Source organism: Streptacidiphilus jeojiense (assembly GCF_000719095.1).
GTDB classification, from domain to species: domain Bacteria; phylum Actinomycetota; class Actinomycetes; order Streptomycetales; family Streptomycetaceae; genus Streptacidiphilus; species Streptacidiphilus jeojiensis.
In genome coordinates this window covers 128,766-150,597 of sequence record NZ_JOEH01000006.1, presented here as the reverse complement: position 1 = coordinate 150,597, position 21,832 = coordinate 128,766, and the positions used below count along the sequence as shown (strand labels likewise).

Here is a 21,832-nt window from a genome sequence, read left to right as displayed (position 1 = left end):
GTGCTCGGTCAGGCCGAGGACACCAGGTTGTTCTCGTAGGCGAAGACCACGGCCTGCACCCGGTCGCGCAGGCCCAGTTTCATCAGCACCCGGCTGACATGCGTCTTGACCGTGTTCTCGGCCAGGTTCAGGACGCCGGCGATCTCGGCGTTGGAGAGCCCGCGGGCCACCTGGACCAGCACGCTCTGCTCGCGCGGGGTGAGCGACTGCAGGGCGGTCGCCGCCTCGCCGCCCTCGACCGGCAGCCGGGAGGCGAAGGTGTCCAGCAGCCGGCGGGTGATCCTGGGCGCCACCACCGCCTCGCCGGCCGCGACCACCCGGATCGCCTCCAGCAGCTCCTCCGGGCGGGCGTTCTTCAGCAGGAAGCCGGAGGCGCCGGCGCGCAGCCCGGCGAAGGCGTACTCGTCCAGGTCGAAGGTGGTGAGGATGAGCACCCTGGTGCCGGGGCACTCGGCGACGATCCGGCGGGTGGCCTCGATCCCGTCCATGCCGGGCATCCGCACGTCCATCAGGACCACCTCGGGCTTCTCCCGCAGGGCGAGCCGGACCGCCTCGGCACCGTCGGCGGCCTCGCCGGCGACGGCGAGGTCCGGCTGGGACTCCAGGACGAGGGAGAAGGCGACGCGCAGCAGCGGCTGGTCGTCGACGAGCAGCACCCGGATGGTCACGCGGGCTCCAGTTCGGCGGTTTCGGGACGGCGGGCGGGGTCCGGGAGCGCCGGTTCCGGCTCGGGGGAGGCGGCAGGGGCAGGGGCAGGGGCGGGGGCGGTCGCAGGGATCGGGGCGGGTGCGGGTTCCAGGCCGGGCTCGGCCAGGTCGAAGGTGGCACTGACGCGCCAGCCCCGGCCGCCGGGCCCGGGTCCCGCCGTCAGCCCGCCGCCGAACGCGGCCGCGCGCTCGCGCATGCCGATCAGGCCGTGGCCCTCGCCGTCGGACACGACTGCCCCGCTGTGGCCGTCGTCGCTGATCTCCACCGTCATCGAGGCGCCCTCGACCTGGACCGCCACCCGGGCCGCCGTGGCCCCGGCGGCGTGCTTGAGGGTGTTGGTCAGCGACTCCTGCACCACTCGGTACACCGTCAGCTGGGCGCCGGGCGAGACCGCCTCCGTCGCCCCGGACACCGCGAGCTCGGTCGGCAGCCCGGCGGCGCGGACCTGCCGCACCAGTGCCTCCAGCTGTCCGATCCCGGGCTGCGGGTGCCGCAGTGCCTCCGGCTCGTCCGCGCGCAGCACGCCCAGGAAGCGGCGCATGTCGGTCAGCGCCTGGCGCCCGGTCTCCGCGGACTGCCGCATCGCTGCGGTGGCACGCTCGGGGGCGTGCGGGTTGGCGTAGACGGCACCGTCGGCCAGGGCGACCATGACCGAGAGGTTGTGGGTGACGATGTCGTGCATCTCACGTGCGATCCGCGAGCGCTCCTCGGCCACCGCCAGCGCGGCCTGCTGGTCCCGCTGCCGCTCCAGGTCGAGGGCGCGCTGCTCCAGGCTGGCGAGCCGGCCGCGCCTGGCCCTGACGTTGAAGCCGAGCACCAGTGCGGTGGTGACCGTGCCGGAGAACAGCAGGAACACCTTGATGGTGTTGACGATCACATCGGTCTGGCCCATCGGGACCCCGTCGCCGTAGCGGTGGTTCAGGCCGGGCCAGCTCAGCGCGGCGAGCAGGGCTCCCAGCTCGCAGACGCCGTAGGCGAGCCAGGTCTGGGCCCGGCGGCAGTGCACCGCCACGGTGTGCAGCGCCAGCAGTACGGCAACGTCGCTGGGCATGCCGCCGCTGACCGTGAGCCACTGCACGAAGGCCACCGCGGCGACCACGCAGAACACCGGGAACGGCGCGGTGCGGCGCAGGGCCAGCGGCAGCACCAGGGCGGCGTTCAGCAGCAGCAGACCCGGCCCGTGGGCCGCGAAGGCGTGCCCCAGCGAGGTGAGCATCAGCAGCAGGGCGACCACGGTGTCGACGGCCGTCGCATGGCGGCCGCGGCCCGCACTGGTGACGAGCCCCCGCAGCGGGGTGAGGTCGAGACGCTTCCCGGTCATGTCCACCAGTCTCACACCCTTCTCCGCGGGGGCCGCCGCACGGCCGTGGCAGGCCGTGCGGCGGCTGTGTGCCAGCTGTGGTCAGGCGTCCCGACGGCGCAGCACCGCCGCGCCGCCGACCAGGGCCGCGACCACGTAGATGCACAGCACTCCGAAACCGACCCAGGGGCTGAGCTGGCCCGGATCGCCGTGCAGGGTGAACAGCGCCGCCCCGGCCGCACCCGGCAGGTACGGCGAGATGTCGCTCTGCCAGCTGCTGGGCAGCGCCTCGACCAGCAGCGGGAGCACCAGCAGCAGACCGAACAGCGAGGCGATCCCGGCGGCGGTGTTGCGCAGCAGCGCGCCCAGGCCCACCGCGATCAGGCCGATGGCGGTGAGGTAGAGGCCCAGGCCGAAGACCGCGCGCGGCACACCGGGGTCGCCGAAGGAGGCGCCGAGGTGCTTGCTGCTGAAGATGGCCTGGCCGATGAAGAAGGCGGCCAGCGCGGACAGCGTGCCGACGACCCAGGTGGCGGCGCCGAACACCAGCGCCTTGGCCCACAGCACCGGCAGCCGCTTGGGCACGGCGGAGACCGTGGCGCGGATCATGCCGGTCGAGTACTCGCCGGTGAACATCAGCACGCCGAGCACGCCGATGGCCATCTGCGCCAGGTAGTAGCCGCGCAGGCTGTGGTCGGTCGGGTTGAAGGAGGCCCGCTCGTCCGCGTGCAGCTGGTTGAAGTGGTCCAGCATGGCCCAGCAGAGCAGGGCGCCGAAGCCCACGGTCAGCACGATGCCCGCGGCCAGGGTCCAGTAGGTGGAGCGCAGCGAGCGGAACTTGATCCACTCGGACTTCAGCACCCGGACCAGGGTCACCCGGGTCTCCGCCTCGGGCGGCAGCGTGGTGGCGATGGGGGTTGCTTCCAGGACGGCGCTCATGCTGCGGTCTCCTTGACACGCTCGTCGGCGGTCCGCTGCGCGGTGCCGGTCCGGGCAGTGCCCGTCTGATACTCGACTGCGTCCTTGGTCAGTTCCATGAACGCCTCCTCCAGCGAGGCCTGATGCGGCGTCAACTCGAAGAGCACCAGCTGGTTCAGGGCCGCGAGCCGGCCGATCTGCTCGCTGTCGGCGCCGCTGACGTCGAACACGTCCGCACTGTCCTGGTCCGGGGTCACCACCACGCCCGGCTGCTCGCGCAGCAGCTCGCCCAGCCGCACCGAGTCGGGCGTGCGGACCCGGACGGCCTGGCCGACCGAGGCCCGCGAGGTGAACTCGGCGACCGAGGTGTCGGCGATCAGCCGACCGCGGCCGACCACGATCAGGTGCTCGGCGGTCAGCGCCATCTCGCTCATCAGGTGCGAGGAGACCAGCACCGTGCGGCCCTCGGCGGCCAGCGACTTCATCAGGTTGCGGATCCAGAGGATGCCCTCCGGGTCCAGCCCGTTCACCGGCTCGTCCAGGATCACCGTGGCCGGGTCGCCGAGCAGCGCCGAGGCGATGCCGAGGCGCTGGCCCATGCCGAGCGAGAAGGCGCCGGCGCGCTTGCGGGCCACCTCGTGCAGGCCCACCAGGTCGACCACCTCGTCCACCCGGCGCATCGGCAGGCCGTGGGTGGCGGCCAGTGCGGCCAGGTGGTTCCAGGCGCTGCGCCCGGTGTGCACGGCGCGGGCCTCCAGCATCGCGCCGACCTCGCGCAGCGGCGCGGGGTGGTCGGCGTAGCGGCGGCCGTTCACGGTGGCGTGGCCCGCGGTGGGGGCGTCCAACCCGAGCAGCATCCGCATGGTGGTCGACTTGCCGGCGCCGTTGGGGCCGAGGAAGCCGGTGACGATGCCGGGGCGGACGGTGAAGCTCAGGTCCTCCACCGCGGTCTTGGGGCCGTAGCGTTTGGTCAGGCCGACAGCTTCGATCATGACGTGGGTTCCTCGACGGACTTCAGCGGGCGTATCTGCGGACGTCCTCACGCTAGTTTCCGGCGCCGCCCCGCCACGAGCCGCCAGCGATGTACCGAACCGGCGGTGGGGGTGGTTCGAGCGATGCACCCGTTCTCCTCCTCAAGGAGGACATGAATCGGGCGCCGAACGTGTGTCGGGGGTGTGCAAGGGCTGTGCGGGGGCGTGCGGGAGCGCGGGCGGCGGTCGGTCGGCGGGGCGCGCTTCGGTCGGCGACGGCTGCGGGGAGCGACCGGTCGGCACCGAGGCGGCAACAGGTGGGGTGCCAGAGGTCCGAGGTCGGGGCCTGGGGCTGGTGTGCCGACACGGTCCGTCACCGCACATCGGAGTCAAGACCTCTGACGCAGTGTCACATGACGACTTCGAAGCGTAGCGATCCTGCGGTCGGGTAGGGACGGCGTCATATGCAGGCACGCCTGTGCAGACGCCCTTCCGCAACGCACCCCACCGTTCCGCCGGAGGCTCGTATGTCCCCACGACTGCACGCCCGACGACTCCGCATCCTCGTCTTCGCCAGCGCGTTCAACAGCCTCACCCAGCGCATCACCCTGGAGCTCGCGGCGCTGGGCCACGACACCGCCGTCGCCCTCGCCCTGGACACCGGCGCGGAGCTGCGGGCGGCCGTCCGCAGACACGACCCCGAGCTGATCGTCTGCCCGATGCTGACCAGCGTCGTCCCCCAGGACGTCTGGACCACCCGCACCTGCCTGATCGTCCACCCCGGCCCGCCCGGGGACCGCGGCCCCTCCTCGCTGGACTGGGCGCTGGGCGCCGGCCTGCGGCAGTGGGGCGTCACCGTGCTGCAGGCCGTCGGCGAGATGGACGCCGGGGACATCTGGGCGGCCGAGCCGTTCGACATCCCCGAGCTGCCCGGCGGCATCAGCAAGAGCGACGTCTACCGCAACGAGCTCTCCGACGCGGCCTCCCGCGCCGTGGAGCGCGCGGTACGGCGCTTCGCCGCCGGCGACTTCCGGCCCAGGCCGGCGCCGCCCGGGGTGGCCCGTCCGTACTACCGGCAGGAGGCCCGCCGCATCGACTGGACCGGCGACAGCACCGCCACCGCGTCGCGGGCGCTGCGCATCGCCGACTCCAGCCCCGGCGTCCTGGACAGCATCGGCGGACGCCGCTACTTCCTCTTCGGCGGACAGCCCGAGGAGGGACCGCTGCTGCCCGGCCGCCACCGGCCCGGGGCCTTCCTGGCCACCCGGGGCGGAGCGGTCTGCCGGGCCACCGCCGACGGCGCGGTCTGGATCACCTCCGCCCGGCCGCGCCGCCTGCGCGGCGGACCGCCGACCGCCAAGGCCCCGGCCGCGGACGCCCTCGCCGGGCAGCTGCGCGGCGTCCCGGAGCTGCCCGCTCCGCACGTTCCGTTACCGTCCGGGACGTCGGGATCCCGGCTGACCTGGAGCACCGTGCGCTACGAGGAGCAGGGGCCGGTCGGCCTGCTCCGTTTCTCCTTCCCGGGCGGGGCGATGAGCACCGGCGACTGCCGCAGGCTGCTGGCCGGCTACCGGTACGCCCTGGACCGGCCCACCCGGGTGCTGCTGCTGGGCGCCTCCCGGGACGTCTTCTCGCACGGCATCCACCTCGGCGCGATCGAGGCCGCCGCCGACCCGGCCCGCGAGTCCTGGGCCAACATCAACGCCATGGACGACGTGGTCGAGGCGGTCCTCAACACCCGCGACCGGATCACCGTCGCCGCGCTCGGCGGCAACGCGGCGGCCGGCGGACTGATGCTGGCCCTCGCCGCGGACGAGGTCTGGGTCCGCGACGGCGCGGTGCTCAACCCGCACTACCGGCTGATGGGCCTGTACGGATCGGAGTACTGGACCAGCACCCTGCCGCGCCGGGTCGGCCCCGACGCCGCCGAACGGCTCACCGGTGAGGCCCTGCCGCTGATCGCCACGCAGGCGCTGCGGCTCGGCCTGATCGACCGGGTGCTGGGCTGCGCCCCGCAGCGCTTCACCGAGGAGGCCGCCGCCCTGGGCCAGGAACTGGCCGGCTCCGCGGACTGGCCCCGCCGCCTCGCCGCCAAGCGCCGCGCCCGCGAACACGCCGACGCCCAGCGGCCGCTGGCCTGGTACCGGTCCGAGGAGCTGGCCCACATGTACCGCAACTTCTACGCCCCGGACGAGCCCTACCACGAACTGCGCCGGGCCTTCCTGCACAAGACCCCGCCACCGACCACCCCGGAACGCCTGCGCCGGGTACACCCCACCGTCGCGGCCTGAGCCTGCCGGCGCCGGGCGGGGAAAGGGTTGGCGGACCTGCGAGCCCCACCGTCATGCTGTTCCCATGCTGATCAGGGAAGCCGGGGTCGAGGACTGGTCCGCCATCTGGCCGTTCTTCCGCACGATCGTCGCCGCGGGCGAGACGTTCACCTATCCGACCGATCTCAGCGAGGAGCAGGGTCGCGACTGGTGGCTACTGTCCGCGCCGAACCGCACCGTCGTCGCCGTCGACGGGGACGGGGACGGGACGGTCCTGGGCACGGCCAAGATGAACACCAACCACATGGGCAACGGCTCGCACGTCGCGAGCGCCAGCTACATGGTCGATCCGGCGCACACCGGCCAGGGCGTGGGTCGGGCCCTGTGCGAGTACACCCTGGAGTGGGCACGGGCGGCCGGCTTCCGGGCGATGCAGTTCAACGCGGTCGTCGAGACCAATGTGCACGCGGTCCAGCTGTACCGGTCGCTCGGGTTCGAGGTGCTGGGCACCCTGCCGGAGGGCTTCCGGCACCCGACCGCCGGCTACGTCGGGCTGCACATCATGCACCGCGCCCTGTAAGTCGCGGGGATCCAAGATCAGGAGTCAGGTCCTCCGGTCCGTCAGACCTGTTACGGTTCTCACCGGATCCTCACCCGAGTGCCGTGCGGGACGGCCCGGCATGTGGGTGACCGGAGGGGGAGCGTACCCATGCGCAGTTCCGTGACCGTGGCTTCCGCGAGGGCCGTAGCGGCGCTCCTGCTCTCGTTCGTGACGCTCTTGGCCGGGGCCACCGGAGCCGGGGCCGACCCGGGAGATCCGCCCGGCGCGCTGACCCCGTTGACCGCGGCCTCGGACCTGGCCAAGACGGCCCTGATCCCGCATCAGGACGCACCCTCCACTCTCACCCAACTCGACTCCGAAATGCCCGTCGTCGACGCCTCCGACGTGCTGGCGAGCGCCAATCACCCGATGCGGAACCTCGCGGACTGCGCGAGCACGGAGACCGCCGCGCTGCCGATCAACCCGAGTGCCTCGTCCGCGTACTGCTGGGACAGCGGCGACGCCGACACCCAGCTCTGGCTGCCGCAGTCGGTCACCTCCTCGGGCGACGCGTCCGCCGACGGCCTGTGGCATTCGCACAAGGTGTTGCTGTCCGGCTGGTCCTACAACACCAGCACCGACCCCGCCGGACACGATGCGACCAAGGACGACTGGGCCCGGGTCGCCTTCATCGACGCTGACAGTCCGTCAGCACTCAGCTACCGCTGGGTTCTCCTCGTCGTGCCGACCAACGGCGGCACCGACTTCCGTCCGCTGGTCTCCCACCTGGGCGGGATGGTCTGGTACGGCGACAAGCTCATCGTCACCGCCTCCAACGGCGACGCCGACTACAACGCCCTGTACGTCTTCAGCATGTCGCAGATCCTCCAGGCCACGGTGAACTCCAGTTCGGTCGGCAAGGTCACCGGCGGCTACTCGGCCGACTCGTACCAGTACGTCATGCCGGCCATCGGCTCCTACAGCTACGCCACTGCTCAGAAGTGCACCTCCACGGATGACACCCACCTGCCCTGCCTGGCCTCGGTATCGCTCGACCGCAGCTCCAACCCGCCCAGCCTGGTGGCCAACGAGTGGTTCTCCTCCGGGGGCACCACGCCCGCCCGACTCCTCCGCTACGGCATCGGCAGTGCCGGTGACTACCTCCTCGACACCAACTCCAGCGGCCAAGCAGTGGCCGAAGAGGTGGAGCAGACCGCGGCGGTCGGCCTACAGGGCGCTCTGTCCCACAACGGCGAGTGGTACGTCGACGACGCCCGCGGCGGGGTCAACCAGCACGGCATCCTCTGGCGTCTCGACGCCTCCGGCAGTTCAGCGGCCACCTACGCGGACGGCCACGCCGCCAGGGGTGCGGCCGCGGTGTCGTTCGAGGTCGAGTTGGCCCTTGAAGGTCTCGTTGATCGATTCGATGACCTGTCGCAGTGGCTTGAACAGCTGGGATCCGGGCCGCTCGGCCTCGCCCTTGCGGGCTGGCCGTAGCAGCCGGATGTCCAGTTCGGCCAGTTGCTGCTCGAACTCGCGGCCGAAGTAGTTCTTGTCTCCGATCAGCGCCTGCCCCGGACGCTCAGCGGTGAGCTGGGGCTCGACCGTGAGCAGGTCCAGCAGCGTCTGGCGCTCATCTGCTTTGGCGCCGGTTGGCGCAGTATCCGTACTGGGCCCATCCGGCCAGGTCGGAGCGTTTGACGGTCTCGCGGGAGCGCCCGCACTCGACGGGCGTGGAGTCCACGACCCACAGTGTGGTGTCCCGGGCCAGCGTGCGGGTGACGCGCCGGATGAGGTCGGCAGCCTTGCGTAGCCGCTTGTTGTAGCCGGGCTGTTGGGGCAGGTAGGGGAACAGGTGCCGCAGGTGGGCGCGGGCGTGCCGCAACCACCGGGCCTCGGAGGTGAAGCCGAGCATGGCCTGCATCATCGCCAGGGTCACCAGTTCGGCGTCGCTGAGCTGCGGCGCAATGCCCACGGCCGGCCGCCACGGGCCGAACTGCGGCGAATCCTTCAGCAGGTCGTCGGTCTTCACATAGAGTGCGGTGGCGAGGGAGTCCAACCCTGTCTTCACACACCGACGTTGGACTCCCTCACTTCGACTGCGCAGGAGATTGCGACAAGCCTGCCGTGGATGCCTCGGCTACCGGCCCTGGCGCTTACAGGCACTCACCGCGGGTATCCACCGAGCCAGCCGCTCCTCGGCCGCCGGCGCCAGCGTCCCGTTGTCCAGCCACACCGAGGCCAGGGCACGACGGAACGGCGGACTGCGGCGCGCCAGCTCCTCGATCTGCAGCGAGAGCTCGTTCCCGTGCTCGGTGATGAGGTCCTCCAAGGGCCCTGCACCCACCTGAGCCCCTCCGGAATCGTCCGGGGACGACTGCAGCAGGGCCATGACGAAGTCCAGGGCCCTCACGCCGCCCTGATCTATCCGCTCCCTGGCCGCCTCGTAGCCCGCGAACACCGCGGACGGTTCTCCCAGGCTCCAGCGCTCTCGCTCGACACGGGTGCCTGTGGCCAACCGCTGACCCTCCCACCAACAGCGAGCCAGCCCATCGAAATTCTCAGTCACAGCCACGATTGTGCAGTCGACTACCCTCCGCATGCTTGGAATAGATCATCTAGTCGAGCAGCCGTGACAGGAGGCTGACGAACTGGCGTCGCTGAGCCGGCGTCAGCGGCGCCAGCAGGGCGTCCTGGGTCCGGTCGACCATGGTGTCGAGATCGGCCAGGACGTCCAGGCCCCGGGGCGTGATCGTCACGATCTTCCGGCGCCCGTGCTCGGGGTCGGCCCTGCGCTCGACCAGGTCGCGCGCTTCGAGCTCGGTGAGCGCCGCGGTGACGTCGCTCCGGTCGATCCCGGTGTCGCGGCCGAGGTCGGCCTGGCTCGCGGGCCCCCACTGTTCGAGCGCGGCGAGCAGCCGGTAGTGGTAGCCGCGCAGGCCGTTGCCCTCGGCCTCGAACCCGGCCACCAGCAGCGCCGCGGAGCGCGCGTAGGCGCGGCTGACGAGCCAGGTCGGACGGGACTTGAGCCGGTCCGGCGTGCGGCCGGGCTGAACGGGATGCGCAGGCATGCCTGCAGGCTACCAATTGTGGGGGCGGCCAACATGTTCTATGTTGGTTGAACCAACATTGGTAAGGCCAACATGGAGGAAGCGAAGATGAACGCTCCACCCGCCGACCACCCCGAACGGGTCCTGGTGGTCGGCCGCAGCCCCAGCGTGCTGGTCGCGACCGTCGACATCCTGCGCGCCAAGGGCTACACCGCCGACGCGACCAACCAGTTCGACCGTGTCCTCGACGACTACGACGTCACCGAACTCGACCTCCTGGTCTTCGGCGGGATGGTTCCGGCCGAGACCAAGCAGTACCTGCGGGACGAGGTCTCCAGGCGCAACCCGCGGGTGGGCTTCGTCCAGGGACTGGCCGGTATCGCCGGCCTCATCGCGGCCCAGGTCGAAGCCGCCGCCTCCGACGCGCGAAGCGGCCCCGACCGTGCCGCCATCGCCTACGACGACGCAGGCCGGAGTGTGCAACTGACGCTCGACGAGCCCGCGCATGTCACCGTCGAGGCGCTGTGGGCAACCTCGTTCACTCCTCCCGAGCCCAGGAGCACCTCGCTGCGGGTCTTCGAGGGCGATCTGGAGGCCGGGTCCCACACGACCGCACTGCCCGACCTGGTGCCGTCCGAAGCCTCCTTCGTCACCGTCGCCGTCGACGACCGGATCCGGGTGTTCACGGTCGGCGCGATGCCCGACGCGGTCGCGCGGATGGTCCCCACCTCGGCGCAGGACCGGCGGCTCCCCGAAGTCGGACAGGTCACCACGGACAGCGGTCAGACCAGCGGCAGGCCCGCGTAGTTGGCCGCCAGTTCGGCGGCTGCGTGCGGGGATGCGGCTATGCGGTCGAGTTGGGAGAGCTGGAGGCGGGTGTCGAAGGGGGACTGCTCCGGGGCGGTGTGCAGGGTGCTGGTCATGAAGTAGGAGAAGTGCTCGGCCCGCCAGACGCGGTTGAGGCAGGTGGCGGAGTAGCCGTCCAGGAGTTCGGTGGAGCCGGATCGGTGCAGGGCGGTGAAGGCCCGGGCCAGGACGGTGACGTCGGCGACGGCCAGGTTGAGGCCCTTGGCCCCGGTCGGGGGGACGATGTGGGCGGCGTCGCCGGCCAGGAAGAGCCGGCCGTGGCGCATCGGCTCGGTAACCGAACTGCGCATGGGCAGAACGGACTTGGCGGTGATCGGGCCCCGGGCCAGCTTCCAGTCGCCGGTGGCGAGGGCGAAGCGGGCGTCGAGTTCGTCCCAGATGCGCTCGTCGGACCAGTCCGCCGGGTCGGTGCCGTTGGGCACCTGGAGGTAGAGCCGGCTGACGGTCGGCGACCGCATGCTCAACAGGGCGAAGCCGCGCGGGGAGTGGGCATAGACCAGCTCGTCGCTGGACGGTGCCACGTCGGCCAGGATACCCAGCCAGGAGTAGGGGTAGCCGCGCTCGAAGGTCTGCCTGGCCCCGGCGGGTATCGCCTCGCGCACCGCGCCGTGGAAGCCGTCGCAGCCGACCACGTAGTCGCACTCCAGCCGGCGTTCGACGCCCTGGTGGGTGTAGCGGAGGGCGGGTTGCGCACTCTCGACATCCTCGACCGCGGTGACCTGGGCCTCGAACAACAGCGGTGCGCCGTGGGTGAGTTGCAGCGCGACCAGGTCCTTGACCACCTCGGTCTGGGCGTAGACCCAGACCCGGCGGCCGCCGGTCAGGGCCGGGAAGTCGATCCGGTGCGCGCGACCGTCGAAGCGCAGCTCGATGCCGTCGTGGGGCAGGCCCTCGCGGTCCAGCCGCTCGGCGGCGCCGGACTCGCGCAGTACGTCCACCGTGCCCTGTTCGAGGATTCCGGCGCGCTGCCGCTGCTCGACATAGCCGCGGTCACGGCTCTCCAGGACGACGCAGTCGATGCCGGACGCGTGCAGCAGGCGGGCGAGCAGCAGGCCGGCCGGGCCGGCTCCGACGATGCCGACGGTGGTGCGGGTGGGAGCGTGGGCAGGGGCAGGGGCGGTCATGGGGTGGCCTCTTCCTGAAGCACGGCATCGGCGACGGCGAAGGCGGAGTTGGCGGCCGGCACTCCGCAGTAGACGGCGGACTGGAGCAGCACCTCCTTGATCTCGTCCGGGGTCAGCCCGTTCCGCAGCGCCGCCCTGACGTGCATGGCGAGCTCGTTGTGGTGGCCGCCGGCGACCAGCGCGGTGAGGGTGATGCAGCTGCGGGTGCGGCGGTCGAGACCGGGCCTGGTCCAGATCTCACCCCAGGCGTAGCGGGTGATGAAGTCCTGGAAGTCAGCGGTGAAGGGGGTGGTACGGGCCACCGCCCGGTCCACGTGCGCGTCGCCGAGGACCGCACGGCGGACGGACATCCCGGCAGCATGACGGTCACTCAGGAAGTGGGTGCGCAGGGCGTGCAGGACTGCTCCGGGCTGCTCGACCGGGGCCAGGTGGGCGGCGCCGGGGAGCTCCAGCAGGGTCGATCCGGCGATGCCGTCCGCGAGTTCGCGGGAATGCGATGGCGGTGCGGCACGGTCCTCGCGTCCGGCCAGGACCAGTGCGGGAGCGGTGATCCGGGCCAGCGATCCGCGCAGGTCGAAGGCGGCGAGGGCGTCGCAGCAGGCGGCGTAGGCGGCGGGGTCGGCGGTGCGCTGGTCGTGGATCAGCCGGTCGGGCGGGGCGAAGCCGTCGGTGAACCACCGGGCCGGGGCGGAGCCGGCCAGCTCGGCCATGGCCCGGTCGCCCTCGGCCCGGACGAAGGCCGCGCGTTCGCGCCAGGGTTCGGCGCCGCCGAAGTGCGCGGAGGTGCAGATCAGTGCCAGCGCGCCGACCCGCTCGGGGTGCTCGGCGGCGAGCCAACTGCCGACCGCGCCACCGAGGGAGACCCCGGCGTAGGAGAACCGTTCCAGGCCGAGGGAGTCGGCGAGGTCGAGCACCAGCCGGCCCAGGTCGGCGACGGTGGCACCGGCGGCGACCAGGTCGGCGGCGGAGCCGCCGTGGCCCGGCAGGTCCCAGCGCACCACATGGAAGTCGCGGGCCAGAGCTGCCGCCTGCGCGTCCCAGAGGGCGAGGCTGGTGCCGAGGGAGGGGCCGAGCAGCAGTGCGGGTGCCCCGGACGCGCCGTCCGAGCGGTGGTGCAGCAGCGAGGTGGTCATCGGAGGTCGTCCTTGTGAACGGCGGTTCGGCGCAGGGCCCGGTCGGTGAGTGCCACGGCCGAGCCGAGGTAGGCGGTGGGGTCGGTGAGCTCCCGAAGCCGGGCGGGCGGGAGCAGGTCTTTCGGCGACTGCCCGTCGGGAAGCAACTCGTCGGACTCGTCCAGCAGTTCCCGCAGCGCCTCGTCCAGTGGGATGCCCAGCTCGGCCGCCCGGCGGGAGGCGCCGACCAGCAGCGTGCGGGCCCGGTCCCGGCCGAGCAGCGGGGCGAGCACCGTGCTGAGCCGCTCGGAGACCAGCAGACCGTCGGTCAGCGTGAGATGACTCCACATCAGATGACTGTTGACCTTCAGTCCGGCGACCAGTTCGGCCGCGTCGCGGGCTGCGCCGCCGGTGAGCCGGAGCGTGTCGCGCAGCGGCTGCCACTCCGCGTGCCAGGCGCCGGCGGGGCGCTCGTCCTCGGCTGCCATGGAGCCGAGGAGGATGGCAGCCAGGGCCGGGACCTGACGGGCGGCGGCCGCGATCAGCGTGGCCCGGACCGGGTTGCTCTTGTGCGGCATGGCCGAGGAGCCGCCGCCCGTGCCTTCGGCCAGTTCGGCGATCTCGGTCCGGGAGAGCACCAGGACGTCGGCGGCGAGCTTGCCCAGTGCACCGGCGGTGAAGGCCAGCGCGGCGCCGAGGTCGGCGACCGGGGTGCGCAGCACATGCCAGGGCAACTGCGGCTCGGCCAGCCCGAGTTCGGCTGCGTAGGCGGCGACCAGGCGAAGGCCGATGTCCTCCGACTGCGGCTGCGGCTGCACGGGTTGTCCCGTCGCCTCGGCGTAGGCGTGGAAGGCGGCCAGGGTGCCTGCCGCTCCGCCGAGTTGGGCCGGGAGCGAGGCGCGGACGGTGGCGATCCTGGCGTGCGCGTCCAGCACCAGCGCCCGCCAGCCGGCGGCCTTCAGGCCGAAGGTGGTGGGCACGGCGTGCTGGGTGAGGGTGCGTCCGGGCATGGGGGTGGCCCGGTGCTCGGCGGCCAGCGCGGCCAGGGTGTCCGCGGTGGCGGCCAGGTCGTCCAGCAGCGGTGCCAGGGTGCGCGAGGCGATCAGCATCATCGCGCTGTCCATGATGTCCTGGCTGGTCGCACCCTGGTGCACCCGGGCTGCCGCGGCCTCCGGCAGGGCCGCGGCGAGGTCGGCGACCAGCGGGATCACCGGGTTGCCGCCCGCGCGGGCCCGCAGCGCCAGCGAACGCGGGTCGAACCGCTCGGCCCGGGCGGCCTCGGTCACCGCGCGGGCTGCGGAGGCCGGGGCGAGGCCGACAGCGGCCTGGGCCCGGACCAGTGCGGCCTCCGCGTCCAGCATCGCCTGGAGGAAGGCCCGGTCGCCGGTGGCGGACTCGGCCTCGCTGCCCGCGCTGACCGGTGCCAGCAGGCCCACGTCGTCACTGTTCGGGGAATCACTGTTCGGGGAAGTCAAGGAAGACCGTCTCCTTCTCCCCTTGCAGGCGGATGTCGAACCGGTGCGTGCCGTCCGGCTGCCGACGGGCGATCAGCGTGTCACGGCGTGCCGCGTCCAGATCGTCCAGCAGCAGGTCCCCCGGTCCGGGATCGGTCAGGTAGGCGCGGGTGAACAGATGGTGCGTCAGACCGCGGGCGAAGACGCAGACGGCGAGGTAGGGGCGGTCCGCAGGCGGGGGCAGGGTGCGCACCGACCAGTGCCCGGCGGCGTCGGTGCAGGCCCGGCCGAAGCCGGTGAAGTCCACGCCGTTGCGGGGCCGGGGCCCGCCGTCGACGCCGTTGCGGGGCAGCGATCCGGGCGCGCCGTCCAGGCTGCCGTCCGGGGCGGCCTGCCAGGTCTCGACCACGGCGTCGGGTACCGGCTGCCCGGCCCCGTCCAGGACCGTGCCGTGCACGGTGACGGCGTCGGGGTGGCCGACCGGGGCGATGTCACCGCCGGCCGGGTGCGGCAGCGCATAGCCGAAGAAGGGGCCGATGGTCTGCGCCGGAGTCAGAGGATGTTCCGGGGTGGGCAGTTGCTGGGCCATCAGTGCTCCTCCTCCGTCAGGGTGGCGGCCGGGCCGTCCAGGACGATGTCCCAGCGGTAGCCGAGCGACCACTCGGACCGCGACAGGTCGTGCTCGTAGGCGGCGACCAGCCGCTCGCGGGCCGCGCTGTCGGTGACCGACTGCAGGATGGGGTCGTACCGGAAGAGCGGATCGCCGGGGAAGTACATCTGGGTGACCAGCCGCTGGGTGAAGGCGGTGCCGAAGAGCGAGAAGTGGATGTGTGCGGGGCGCCAGGCGTTGTCGTGGTTGCGCCAGGGGTAGGGGCCCGGCTTGATGGTGGTGAAGGAGTAGCTGCCGTCGGCGGCGGTGAGACAGCGTCCCGAGCCGGTGAAGTTGGGGTCCAGCGGGGCCCGGTGCTGGTCGCGCTGGTGGGCGTACCGGCCCGAGGCGTTGGCCTGCCAGATCTCCAGGAGCTGGCCGGCGACCGGACGTCCGGCCCGGTCCAGGACCCGGCCGGTGACGGTGATCCGCTCCCCCAGCGGTTCACCGTGGTGCTGCCGGGTCAGGTCGGCGTCGAGGTCGGTGACGTCGGTGGCGCCGAAGACCGGCCCGCGCAGTTCGGCGGCCTCCGGGTCGCGCAGGCTGACCAGCGCCCGGGTGGGATGCCGCAGGGTGCTGCTGCGATAGGGCGGGTAGTCCCGCGCGGGGTGCTGCCGCGGCACGCCCTCGGCCTGGTACGCCTTGCGGGCGGCGGCTATCTCGCGGTCGATGTCCTGCTGGGTCAGGACCCCGGCGGGGCTGGAGGGCGGGGCGGTGCTCATCGGACTCCCGGTCCTTCGACAGATCTGTCATCGTTGACATACGGTGTTCGCCTGGTGAACTATTGTTCGCAAATGCCGTACCCGCAGTCTGCGCAGACCCGGCGACCCTGTCAACACCCGAGGAGCCCATGCCCCAGCTGCCTCCGCTGCCTCCGCCCGCCGAAGCCGTCGGCCCGCTGATCCGTGGCATCGCGGTGCTGCGGGAGCTCACCGCCGCCCCCGGCGGCCGTCGCAGCCCCGGCGAGCTCGCCCGCAGCACCGCCCTGGCCCGCTCCACCGTCGACCGGATCGTGGCGACCCTGGCCCGGATCGGCTACGTCCGCACCGAGGGCCGCGAGGTCGTCCTCGCGCCGCCGCTGATGGAGCTGGGCAATGCCTACCTGCTCGCGGTGGGCCTGCCGGACCTGCTCGGCCCGCACGCCGACCGGCTGGCCGACGCGCTGGACGAGTCGGTCTCCATCGCCGTGCCGGACCGCGACGGCATCCGCTTCGTGCACCAGGCGACCCGGCGCCGTTCGCTGTCGCTCAGCTTCCGGATCGGCGACCTGCTGCCGGCCGACCGCACCGCACCCGGTCCGCTGTTCGCCGCGGACCGCGGCCGCCCGGCCCACGAGCCCCACGACTGGCCCGCGCTGCCGCCGCCTTCCGCAGCCGCCGGTGCCTCGCTCTCGTTCGAGCAGCGGACGGAGCAGGCCGGGCGCGACGGCTGGTCGGTGGACGACCAGCTGATCGAGCCGGGGCTGGTGGCCCTGGCGGCCCCCGTACGGGATCCGGCCGGACGCCAGGTGTGCGCGGTCAGCGTGGTGAGCCACACCAGCAGGCACACCGCCGAGGACCTGCGAGCGGCACTGCTGCCGCAACTGCTGGCGGCGACCGGGGAGATGGAGCTGGAGCTGCGCCACGGCCCTCCCCCGACTACGGAGTCCGAACGGCCAACGGTCGCCTGGACTGCGGACGCCAAGCAGGAGGCGGGCTCCGACTTCGTGGAGTCGCTGGCCCGCGGGCTCTCGGTGCTCACCGCCTTCGGCAGCGGGCGGTCCTGGCTCACCCTCAGTGCCGTTGCCCAGGCCACCGGGCTTCCCCGGGCCACCGCCCGACGGGCCCTGATCACACTGCACCACCTCGGCTACATCGCCCAGGAGGGACGGGAGTTCGGCATCACCCCGCAGGTGCTCGACCTGGGCTTCGCCCCGCTCTCCCGGCTGACGCTGCCTCAACTGGCCCAGCCGCACCTGCGCGACCTCTGCTCCAGGCTGCACGACTCCGCGTCGATGGCGGTGCTCGACGGCACCGACATCCGCTACACCGCAAGGGCCGCCAGCGAACGCATCATGGCCGTACGGATCGACGTGGGCACCCGGCTGCCGGCCGAGGCGACGGCGATGGGGCAGGTACTGCTGGCCGGACAGCGCGGGGGCACCGACCGCGCCGAGTTGGCCGCACTGCTGGACCGGGTGGCGGCGCAGGGCTACGCCATGGTCAGCGACGAGCTGGAGCACGGCCTGCGCTCGATCGCCGTTGCGGTCCGCGATCGAGCGGGGCGCACCGTCGCGGCGGTCAACGCCGCGATGCACGCTCAGCGGAACAGCCCGGAGCAGACCCTGGCGGACGTCCTGCCCGCGCTGCGCGAGGCCGCGGGGCGGATCGAGGCGGATCTTCGGGTCGCGGGACGGTTCGCCGCGGTGCAGGGCTAGGGTCGCGCAGTTCCCCGCGCCCCCAACGGTCCTGCAACTCACCCACAGCGGTTCAGTTGCAGCCCCCAGGGGCGCGGGGCTCTGCTGATTTAACAGCGTGCGCGACCAGCCCACTACGGTCCGCAGCCAGGAGACATAGATGCCAGGCATACCCAGGTGTGATGCCGAAACCGCAGGTGAGGCCTTGTTCCCGTAGCGGCGCTGTTCCTACTCTGCAAGCGCCGCGACAGTGCGGACGAGGAGAGGTGCGTGCGATGGGACGGCTTGACGGGAAGACCGCGTTCATCAGCGGGACGGGGGCCGGCATCGGCCGCGCCGCCGCGCTGGTGTTCGCCGCCGAGGGGGCCAGGGTCTTCGGCTGCGACATCGACGCCGAGGCCGACGCCGGGACCGTGGAGCTGGTCGAGAAGGCCGGCGGCCGGATGCGGTCGCTCGCCCCGGTCGACCTGTCCACCCAGGACGGCGCCCGCAGTTGGATCGAGGCCGGGATCGAGGCCTTCGGCGGCATCGACATCCTCTACAACAACGCCTCCGCACTGCGGAACGGCCCGTTCGCCTCGATGCCCGCCGAGGACTGGTACTTCACGCTCAGGAACGAGCTGGACATCCCCTACTTCTGCACCCAGGCCGCCTGGCCCCATCTGATCGCCCGGGGCGGCGGCGCGGTGCTCAATGTCGCCTCGGTGGCGGCCGAGCGCGGCGCGCTGTTCATGCCGATGGTGCCGCACGGCGCCGCCAAGGGCGGAGTGCTGGCGATGACCAAGCACCTGTGCGCGGCCGGCGCACCCCACCGGATCCGCGTCAACTCCATCGCCCCCGGCATGACCCGCACCTCGGCCACCGCCTCGTTCCTGGACGACCCGGACGGCCCCAGGGCGGCTCTGGAGGCGCGCATCCCGGTGGGGCGGATCGGACAGCCCGAGGACATCGCCCGCGCGGCGGCGTTCCTCTGCTCGGACGAGGCGGCCTTCGTCAACGGCGCCAATCTGATGGTCGACGGCGGCGACAGCGCGATGGCGGGCTGAGCGATGACGACACAGCGAGCACGACTGGACCATGTGGGCATCAACGTCCGGGAGTTGGCGACGGCCACCGCCTGGTACAGCAGGGCCTTCGGGCTGCGCACCGTCTTCGAGTTCACCCTGGACGGGCCCGGCCTGTCCGCCGTGGTGCTGGAGCATCCGCGCGGCTGGCGGATCGAGCTGCTGCACCGCACCGGTTCCGCGCCGGGCCCGCGCGGCGCCAACCCGCTGGAGGCGGCCCTGCACGAGGGGTACGGACACTTCGCGCTGACCGTCCCCGAGTTGCGGCCGCTCTACGACACCCTGGTCGGCCACGGTGCGACCGAGGTGATGGCCCCCGGCCCCTCTCCCGAGCCGGGGGTGCACATGGCCTGGGTCGCCGACCCCGAGGGCAACCTCATCGAACTGATCGGGAAGGACGTCTGATTCACCATCAGCACCCGACAACGGCCCGCCTCCCGGCAACGGGGAGCGGGCCGTCCGCGTGCTACCGGTCGGCGTCCAGCGCGTTGGTGATCGCCTTGACCCCGCCGTGCGCGGCGTAGCCGCCGTCCACGGTGATCTCGGCGCCGTTGGTGTAGCTCGACTCGTCCGAGAGCAGGTGCACGATCAGCGGGGCGACCTCCTCCGGCAGGCCCGGACGGCCCTGGGGGGTCAGCGAGAGATGTGCCGCAGCGAAGACCGGGTTGGCCGAGGCCATCAGCGGGGTGTCGATGAAGCCGGGGTGGACGATGTTGGTGCGGATCCCCTTCGGCGCCAGCTCCAGGGCCGCCACCCGGGTGAGGCCGCGCAGTGCCCATTTGCTGGCGGTGTAGGCGACCGCGTGGTGGGCCGTGAGCCCGGCCACCGAACCGATGTTGACGATGGATCCGCCGGCGGTCATCAGCGGTGCCAGTGCCTGGATGCCCAGCATCGGGCCGGTGGTGTTCACCGCGAAGGCCCGGTTCCAGTCGGCGGTCTCCACCGCGCCCAGCCGGGCCCGCATCGGGATGCCGGCGTTGTTGACCAGTCCATGGATCGCAGTGCGGTGCTCCGCCAGCCAGTCGGCCAGTGCGCACCAGTCCTCCGGCGCGGTGACGTCCAGGTGCCGGTACTCGACGTCCAGGTCCTGGGCCCGGAGCGAGGCGGCGAGCTTCTCGCCGGCCTCGTCCAGCACATCGGTGGCGACCACTCTGGCCCCCTCGTGGGCGCAGGCCTCGGCCTCAGCGGCGCCCTGTCCCTGCGACGCACCGGTGATGACGACGGTACGGCCTTCCAGACGCCTGCGGCTCACGCTGTCCTCCTGTTGCCGGTTCGGGGGCGGATGCGGTGGACACCCGCCCCTTTGAACCTAGGAGGCCTTGACCAGGGTCGGAAATTCACGGTCCTGATGGGTCTCATCCACGGGACCGACAGTCGCCGCGTCCTGGGCGGGACGGCCGGCGTCCAGTTCGGCGCCCACCCGGCGGATGGTCTCGCGCAGCCAGGTGTGGCCGGGGTCGGCGTGCCGGTTGTGGTGCCAGTACAGCGCCTCGACCAGCGGCACGTCCGGGAACGGGGTCGGCACCACCACGACCCTGGTGAAGTCCTCGAAGCGGCGCGCCAGCCGCTCCGGCACCAGGGCGACCATGTCGGTGCCGGCCACCAGGAACGGCAGCACGCCGAAGCCGGGCGCGCTGACCTGCACCTTGGGGTTGATCCCCAGGGTCTCCAGCTGCCGTCCGGCCGGGGTCTGGCTCTTGCCGAACGACGCCGCGGCATGCGGCATCTCGGCCAGGTCGCGCAGGGTCAGCCGGCCGTCCTTCAGCCGGGGGTTGTCCCGGTCCAGGATGCAGACGAAGCGGTCGTGCATCACCGCCTCGCTCACGCCCGGCAGCTGGTAGCCCAGCGGCACCAGCATCATGTCGTGGCAGCGCAGCAGGGTGTCCGACTCGGGCTGCCCGTAGACCAGCGGATGGAAGTCGATCCGCACGTCCGGGGCCTCCGCGCCGATGGCCTCCAGCAGCGGCTGGACCAGCACCGACATCATGTAGTCCGACATCACCACGGAGAAGCGCTGCAGGCTGCGGGCCGGGTCGAACTGCTTGGTGAGCGACAGTGCCTCCTCCGCCTTGTGCAGGGTGTCCTGCACCAGCGGCAGCAGCCGCTCGGCCAGCGGCGTCAGCTCGTACTCGCGGCCCACCCGGACCAGCAGTTCGTCGTTGAAGTGGCGGCGCAGCCGGGCCAGTGAGCCGCTCATCGCCGACTGGCTGGTGCAGAGCCTGAGCCCCGCATGGGTGACATTGCGGTCCTCCAGCAGCGCTTCCAGCGCCACCAGCAGGTTCAGGTCGATCGCTCCCAGGCCCATCCGCCCACGTCCTTCCAGAACCCGGTGGGACGTCGTCGTCCGCACCGGTCGAACGAAATGTGACTGTAACCAGCCGACCGGCTGCCGGGAAGGTCCGATCCGGCTTTGACAGCCTGCCCACACGGTCACGGTCACGCTCAGGGGCGCGGGCTGCGGCCGCGCTTGCGGGCCCGGGGCAGATAGGCCTGCTCGGGACCGGGCAGGATCCGGTTGCTCACCGTGCCCAGGCCCTCGACGGTCAGCGTCACCTCGTCCCCGGGCTGCAGCGGCGGCGGGGTGCGTTCGCCGTTGCGGCCCCAGTGTTCGGCCAGGGCGCCCCAGCCGCAGGTGCCCGAGCCGAGGATGTCGCCGGGCCGGACCCAGGCGTCCCGGGTGGCGTAGGCGATCATCTCCTCGAAGGTCCAGGAGGCGTTGGCGAGGGTGTCCCGGCCGATCAGCCCGCCGTTCAGGCTGACGCTCATGGCCAGGTCCAGATAGCCGTCGGCGTCCCGGTGCTGCTCCACCTCGTCGGCGGTGACCAGCCAGGGTCCCAGGGTGTTGGCGAAGTCCTTGCCCTTGCTGAAGCCGAGCCCCAGCTCCCGTTCGGGCTTCTGCAGATCGCGGGCCGACCAGTCGTTGAAGACCAGGTAGCCGAGGATGTGCGCACCGGCCTGATCGGGGGTCAGATTCCGCCCGGAGCGGCCGATGACGGCGCCGACCTCCAGCTCGAAGTCCAGCACCCGGCAGCCGGCCGGCACCGGGACGCCGTCGTGGGCGCCGTAGGAGGCGTGCGGGTTGGTGAAGTAGAAGGCGGGCGCCCGGTACCAGACCTCGGGGACGTGCTCCAGTCCGTCCAGGCTCTTGGACACCCCCTCGATATGGGCCTCGAAGCCGACGAAGTCGCGGATGCTGGGGGCCTGGAACGGAGCGAGCAGCCGGACCTCCGCGAGCCGGGGGCCGGCCGGGCCGGCCAGGGCTCGCTCCCCCGCCGCGCGCAGGGCGTCCGGGTCGCCGCGGGTGACCAGGGCGGTCAGGCTCTCGTCGAGCGGGTGCAGCCGGTCGCCGTCCGCGTCCAGGACGGCCGAGTGCTCGGCCCCGCTGCTCTCGTAGGTGGCGAAGCGCATC

General features: G+C 72.3%; 20 protein-coding genes and 1 pseudogene. 6 read left to right on the top strand and 15 right to left on the bottom strand.

Annotated elements, in window-relative coordinates; genetic code table 11:
* Positions 1-8: 8 nt before the first annotated feature.
* From IF29_RS0109185 to IF29_RS0109170, 4 genes are all read right to left on the bottom strand, one after another.
* Entirely contained in the window at positions 9-668 is a 660-nt protein-coding gene (locus tag IF29_RS0109185) for a response regulator (RefSeq protein WP_030252180.1), read from the bottom strand.
* Positions 665-2,029, bottom strand: a complete 1,365-nt coding sequence (locus IF29_RS0109180; protein WP_157623664.1) for a sensor histidine kinase — start codon at positions 2,027-2,029, stop codon at positions 665-667. The genes IF29_RS0109185 and IF29_RS0109180 overlap by 4 nt, the downstream gene beginning before the upstream one ends.
* A gap of 81 nt (positions 2,030-2,110) precedes the next feature.
* Positions 2,111-2,947, bottom strand: coding sequence for an ABC transporter permease subunit (locus tag IF29_RS0109175; protein WP_030252175.1), 837 nt, complete (start codon positions 2,945-2,947; stop codon positions 2,111-2,113).
* Entirely contained in the window at positions 2,944-3,918 is a 975-nt protein-coding gene (locus IF29_RS0109170) for an ABC transporter ATP-binding protein (protein WP_051725083.1), read from the bottom strand. The genes IF29_RS0109175 and IF29_RS0109170 overlap by 4 nt, the downstream gene beginning before the upstream one ends.
* Before the next feature lie 506 nt (positions 3,919-4,424).
* Between IF29_RS0109170 and IF29_RS0109165 the strand changes: the two genes are divergently transcribed.
* Positions 4,425-6,188 (top strand): enoyl-CoA hydratase-related protein, encoded by a 1,764-nt coding sequence (locus tag IF29_RS0109165; protein ID WP_030252171.1) that lies wholly within the window; start codon positions 4,425-4,427, stop codon positions 6,186-6,188.
* 64 nt (positions 6,189-6,252) lie between these two features.
* Entirely contained in the window at positions 6,253-6,747 is a 495-nt protein-coding gene (locus tag IF29_RS0109160; RefSeq protein ID WP_030252169.1) for a GNAT family N-acetyltransferase, read from the top strand.
* A 1,302-nt stretch (positions 6,748-8,049) separates the two neighbouring features.
* On the opposite strand, the pseudogene IF29_RS41690 reads toward IF29_RS0109160, so the two are convergent.
* From IF29_RS41690 to IF29_RS0109140, 3 genes and pseudogenes are all read right to left on the bottom strand, one after another.
* Positions 8,050-8,779: pseudogene (locus IF29_RS41690) on the bottom strand (transposase family protein); the annotation flags it as partial.
* A 69-nt stretch (positions 8,780-8,848) separates the two neighbouring features.
* Positions 8,849-9,226: a DUF6869 domain-containing protein gene (locus IF29_RS0109145; RefSeq protein WP_157623663.1), complete on the bottom strand. Its 378-nt coding sequence runs from the start codon at positions 9,224-9,226 to the stop codon at positions 8,849-8,851.
* A 100-nt stretch (positions 9,227-9,326) separates the two neighbouring features.
* Positions 9,327-9,779, bottom strand: coding sequence for a MarR family winged helix-turn-helix transcriptional regulator (locus IF29_RS0109140; protein ID WP_030252163.1), 453 nt, complete (start codon positions 9,777-9,779; stop codon positions 9,327-9,329).
* Between the two features lie 87 nt (positions 9,780-9,866).
* On the opposite strand from IF29_RS0109140, the gene IF29_RS0109135 reads away from it, so the two are divergent.
* Positions 9,867-10,565, top strand: coding sequence for a hypothetical protein (locus tag IF29_RS0109135; RefSeq protein ID WP_030252161.1), 699 nt, complete (start codon positions 9,867-9,869; stop codon positions 10,563-10,565).
* Here IF29_RS0109135 and IF29_RS0109130 read toward each other — a convergent pair.
* From IF29_RS0109130 to pcaH, 5 genes are read right to left on the bottom strand one after another with little or no spacing between them, the layout of a single operon-like run.
* Positions 10,541-11,749, bottom strand: a complete 1,209-nt coding sequence (locus tag IF29_RS0109130; protein WP_051725082.1) for a 4-hydroxybenzoate 3-monooxygenase — start codon at positions 11,747-11,749, stop codon at positions 10,541-10,543. The genes IF29_RS0109135 and IF29_RS0109130 overlap by 25 nt on opposite strands.
* Positions 11,746-12,882, bottom strand: coding sequence for a bifunctional 3-oxoadipate enol-lactonase/4-carboxymuconolactone decarboxylase PcaDC (pcaDC, locus tag IF29_RS0109125; protein WP_030252157.1), 1,137 nt, complete (start codon positions 12,880-12,882; stop codon positions 11,746-11,748). The genes IF29_RS0109130 and pcaDC overlap by 4 nt, the downstream gene beginning before the upstream one ends.
* Positions 12,879-14,336 (bottom strand): 3-carboxy-cis,cis-muconate cycloisomerase, encoded by a 1,458-nt coding sequence (gene pcaB, locus IF29_RS0109120; RefSeq protein ID WP_030252155.1) that lies wholly within the window; start codon positions 14,334-14,336, stop codon positions 12,879-12,881. The genes pcaDC and pcaB overlap by 4 nt, the downstream gene beginning before the upstream one ends.
* On the bottom strand, positions 14,317-14,904 hold the full coding sequence (gene pcaG, locus IF29_RS0109115; RefSeq protein ID WP_030252153.1) for a protocatechuate 3,4-dioxygenase subunit alpha: 588 nt from the start codon (positions 14,902-14,904) through the stop codon (positions 14,317-14,319). The genes pcaB and pcaG overlap by 20 nt, the downstream gene beginning before the upstream one ends.
* Positions 14,904-15,686, bottom strand: coding sequence for a protocatechuate 3,4-dioxygenase subunit beta (pcaH, locus tag IF29_RS0109110; protein WP_030252150.1), 783 nt, complete (start codon positions 15,684-15,686; stop codon positions 14,904-14,906). Before pcaH ends, pcaG begins: the two co-directional genes overlap by 1 nt.
* A gap of 128 nt (positions 15,687-15,814) precedes the next feature.
* Between pcaH and IF29_RS0109105 the strand changes: the two genes are divergently transcribed.
* The 3 genes from IF29_RS0109105 (at position 15,815) to IF29_RS0109095 (ending at position 18,828) form a co-directional block, all read left to right on the top strand.
* Positions 15,815-17,380 carry an IclR family transcriptional regulator domain-containing protein gene (locus tag IF29_RS0109105; protein WP_030252148.1) on the top strand — a complete coding sequence of 522 codons (1,566 nt, stop codon included), beginning with the start codon at positions 15,815-15,817 and terminating at the stop codon, positions 17,378-17,380.
* 254 nt (positions 17,381-17,634) lie between these two features.
* Positions 17,635-18,405: an SDR family NAD(P)-dependent oxidoreductase gene (locus tag IF29_RS0109100; protein ID WP_030252145.1), complete on the top strand. Its 771-nt coding sequence runs from the start codon at positions 17,635-17,637 to the stop codon at positions 18,403-18,405.
* A 3-nt stretch (positions 18,406-18,408) separates the two neighbouring features.
* The gene (locus IF29_RS0109095) at positions 18,409-18,828 is read left to right on the top strand and encodes a VOC family protein (RefSeq protein ID WP_030252143.1); all 420 of its coding nucleotides are present in this window, start codon (positions 18,409-18,411) and stop codon (positions 18,826-18,828) included.
* A 61-nt stretch (positions 18,829-18,889) separates the two neighbouring features.
* Here the strand turns inward: IF29_RS0109095 and IF29_RS0109090 are convergent, their stop codons facing one another.
* The 3 genes from IF29_RS0109090 to IF29_RS0109080 form a co-directional block, all read right to left on the bottom strand.
* Complete coding sequence (locus IF29_RS0109090; RefSeq protein WP_030252141.1) at positions 18,890-19,675, bottom strand: SDR family NAD(P)-dependent oxidoreductase; 786 nt, start codon at positions 19,673-19,675, stop codon at positions 18,890-18,892.
* 57 nt (positions 19,676-19,732) lie between these two features.
* Positions 19,733-20,728 carry a LysR family transcriptional regulator gene (locus tag IF29_RS0109085; RefSeq protein ID WP_030252138.1) on the bottom strand — a complete coding sequence of 332 codons (996 nt, stop codon included), beginning with the start codon at positions 20,726-20,728 and terminating at the stop codon, positions 19,733-19,735.
* A 137-nt stretch (positions 20,729-20,865) separates the two neighbouring features.
* The gene (locus IF29_RS0109080; RefSeq protein ID WP_030252136.1) at positions 20,866-21,831 is read right to left on the bottom strand and encodes a fumarylacetoacetate hydrolase family protein; all 966 of its coding nucleotides are present in this window, start codon (positions 21,829-21,831) and stop codon (positions 20,866-20,868) included.
* Between the last annotated feature and the right edge of the window lies 1 nt (position 21,832).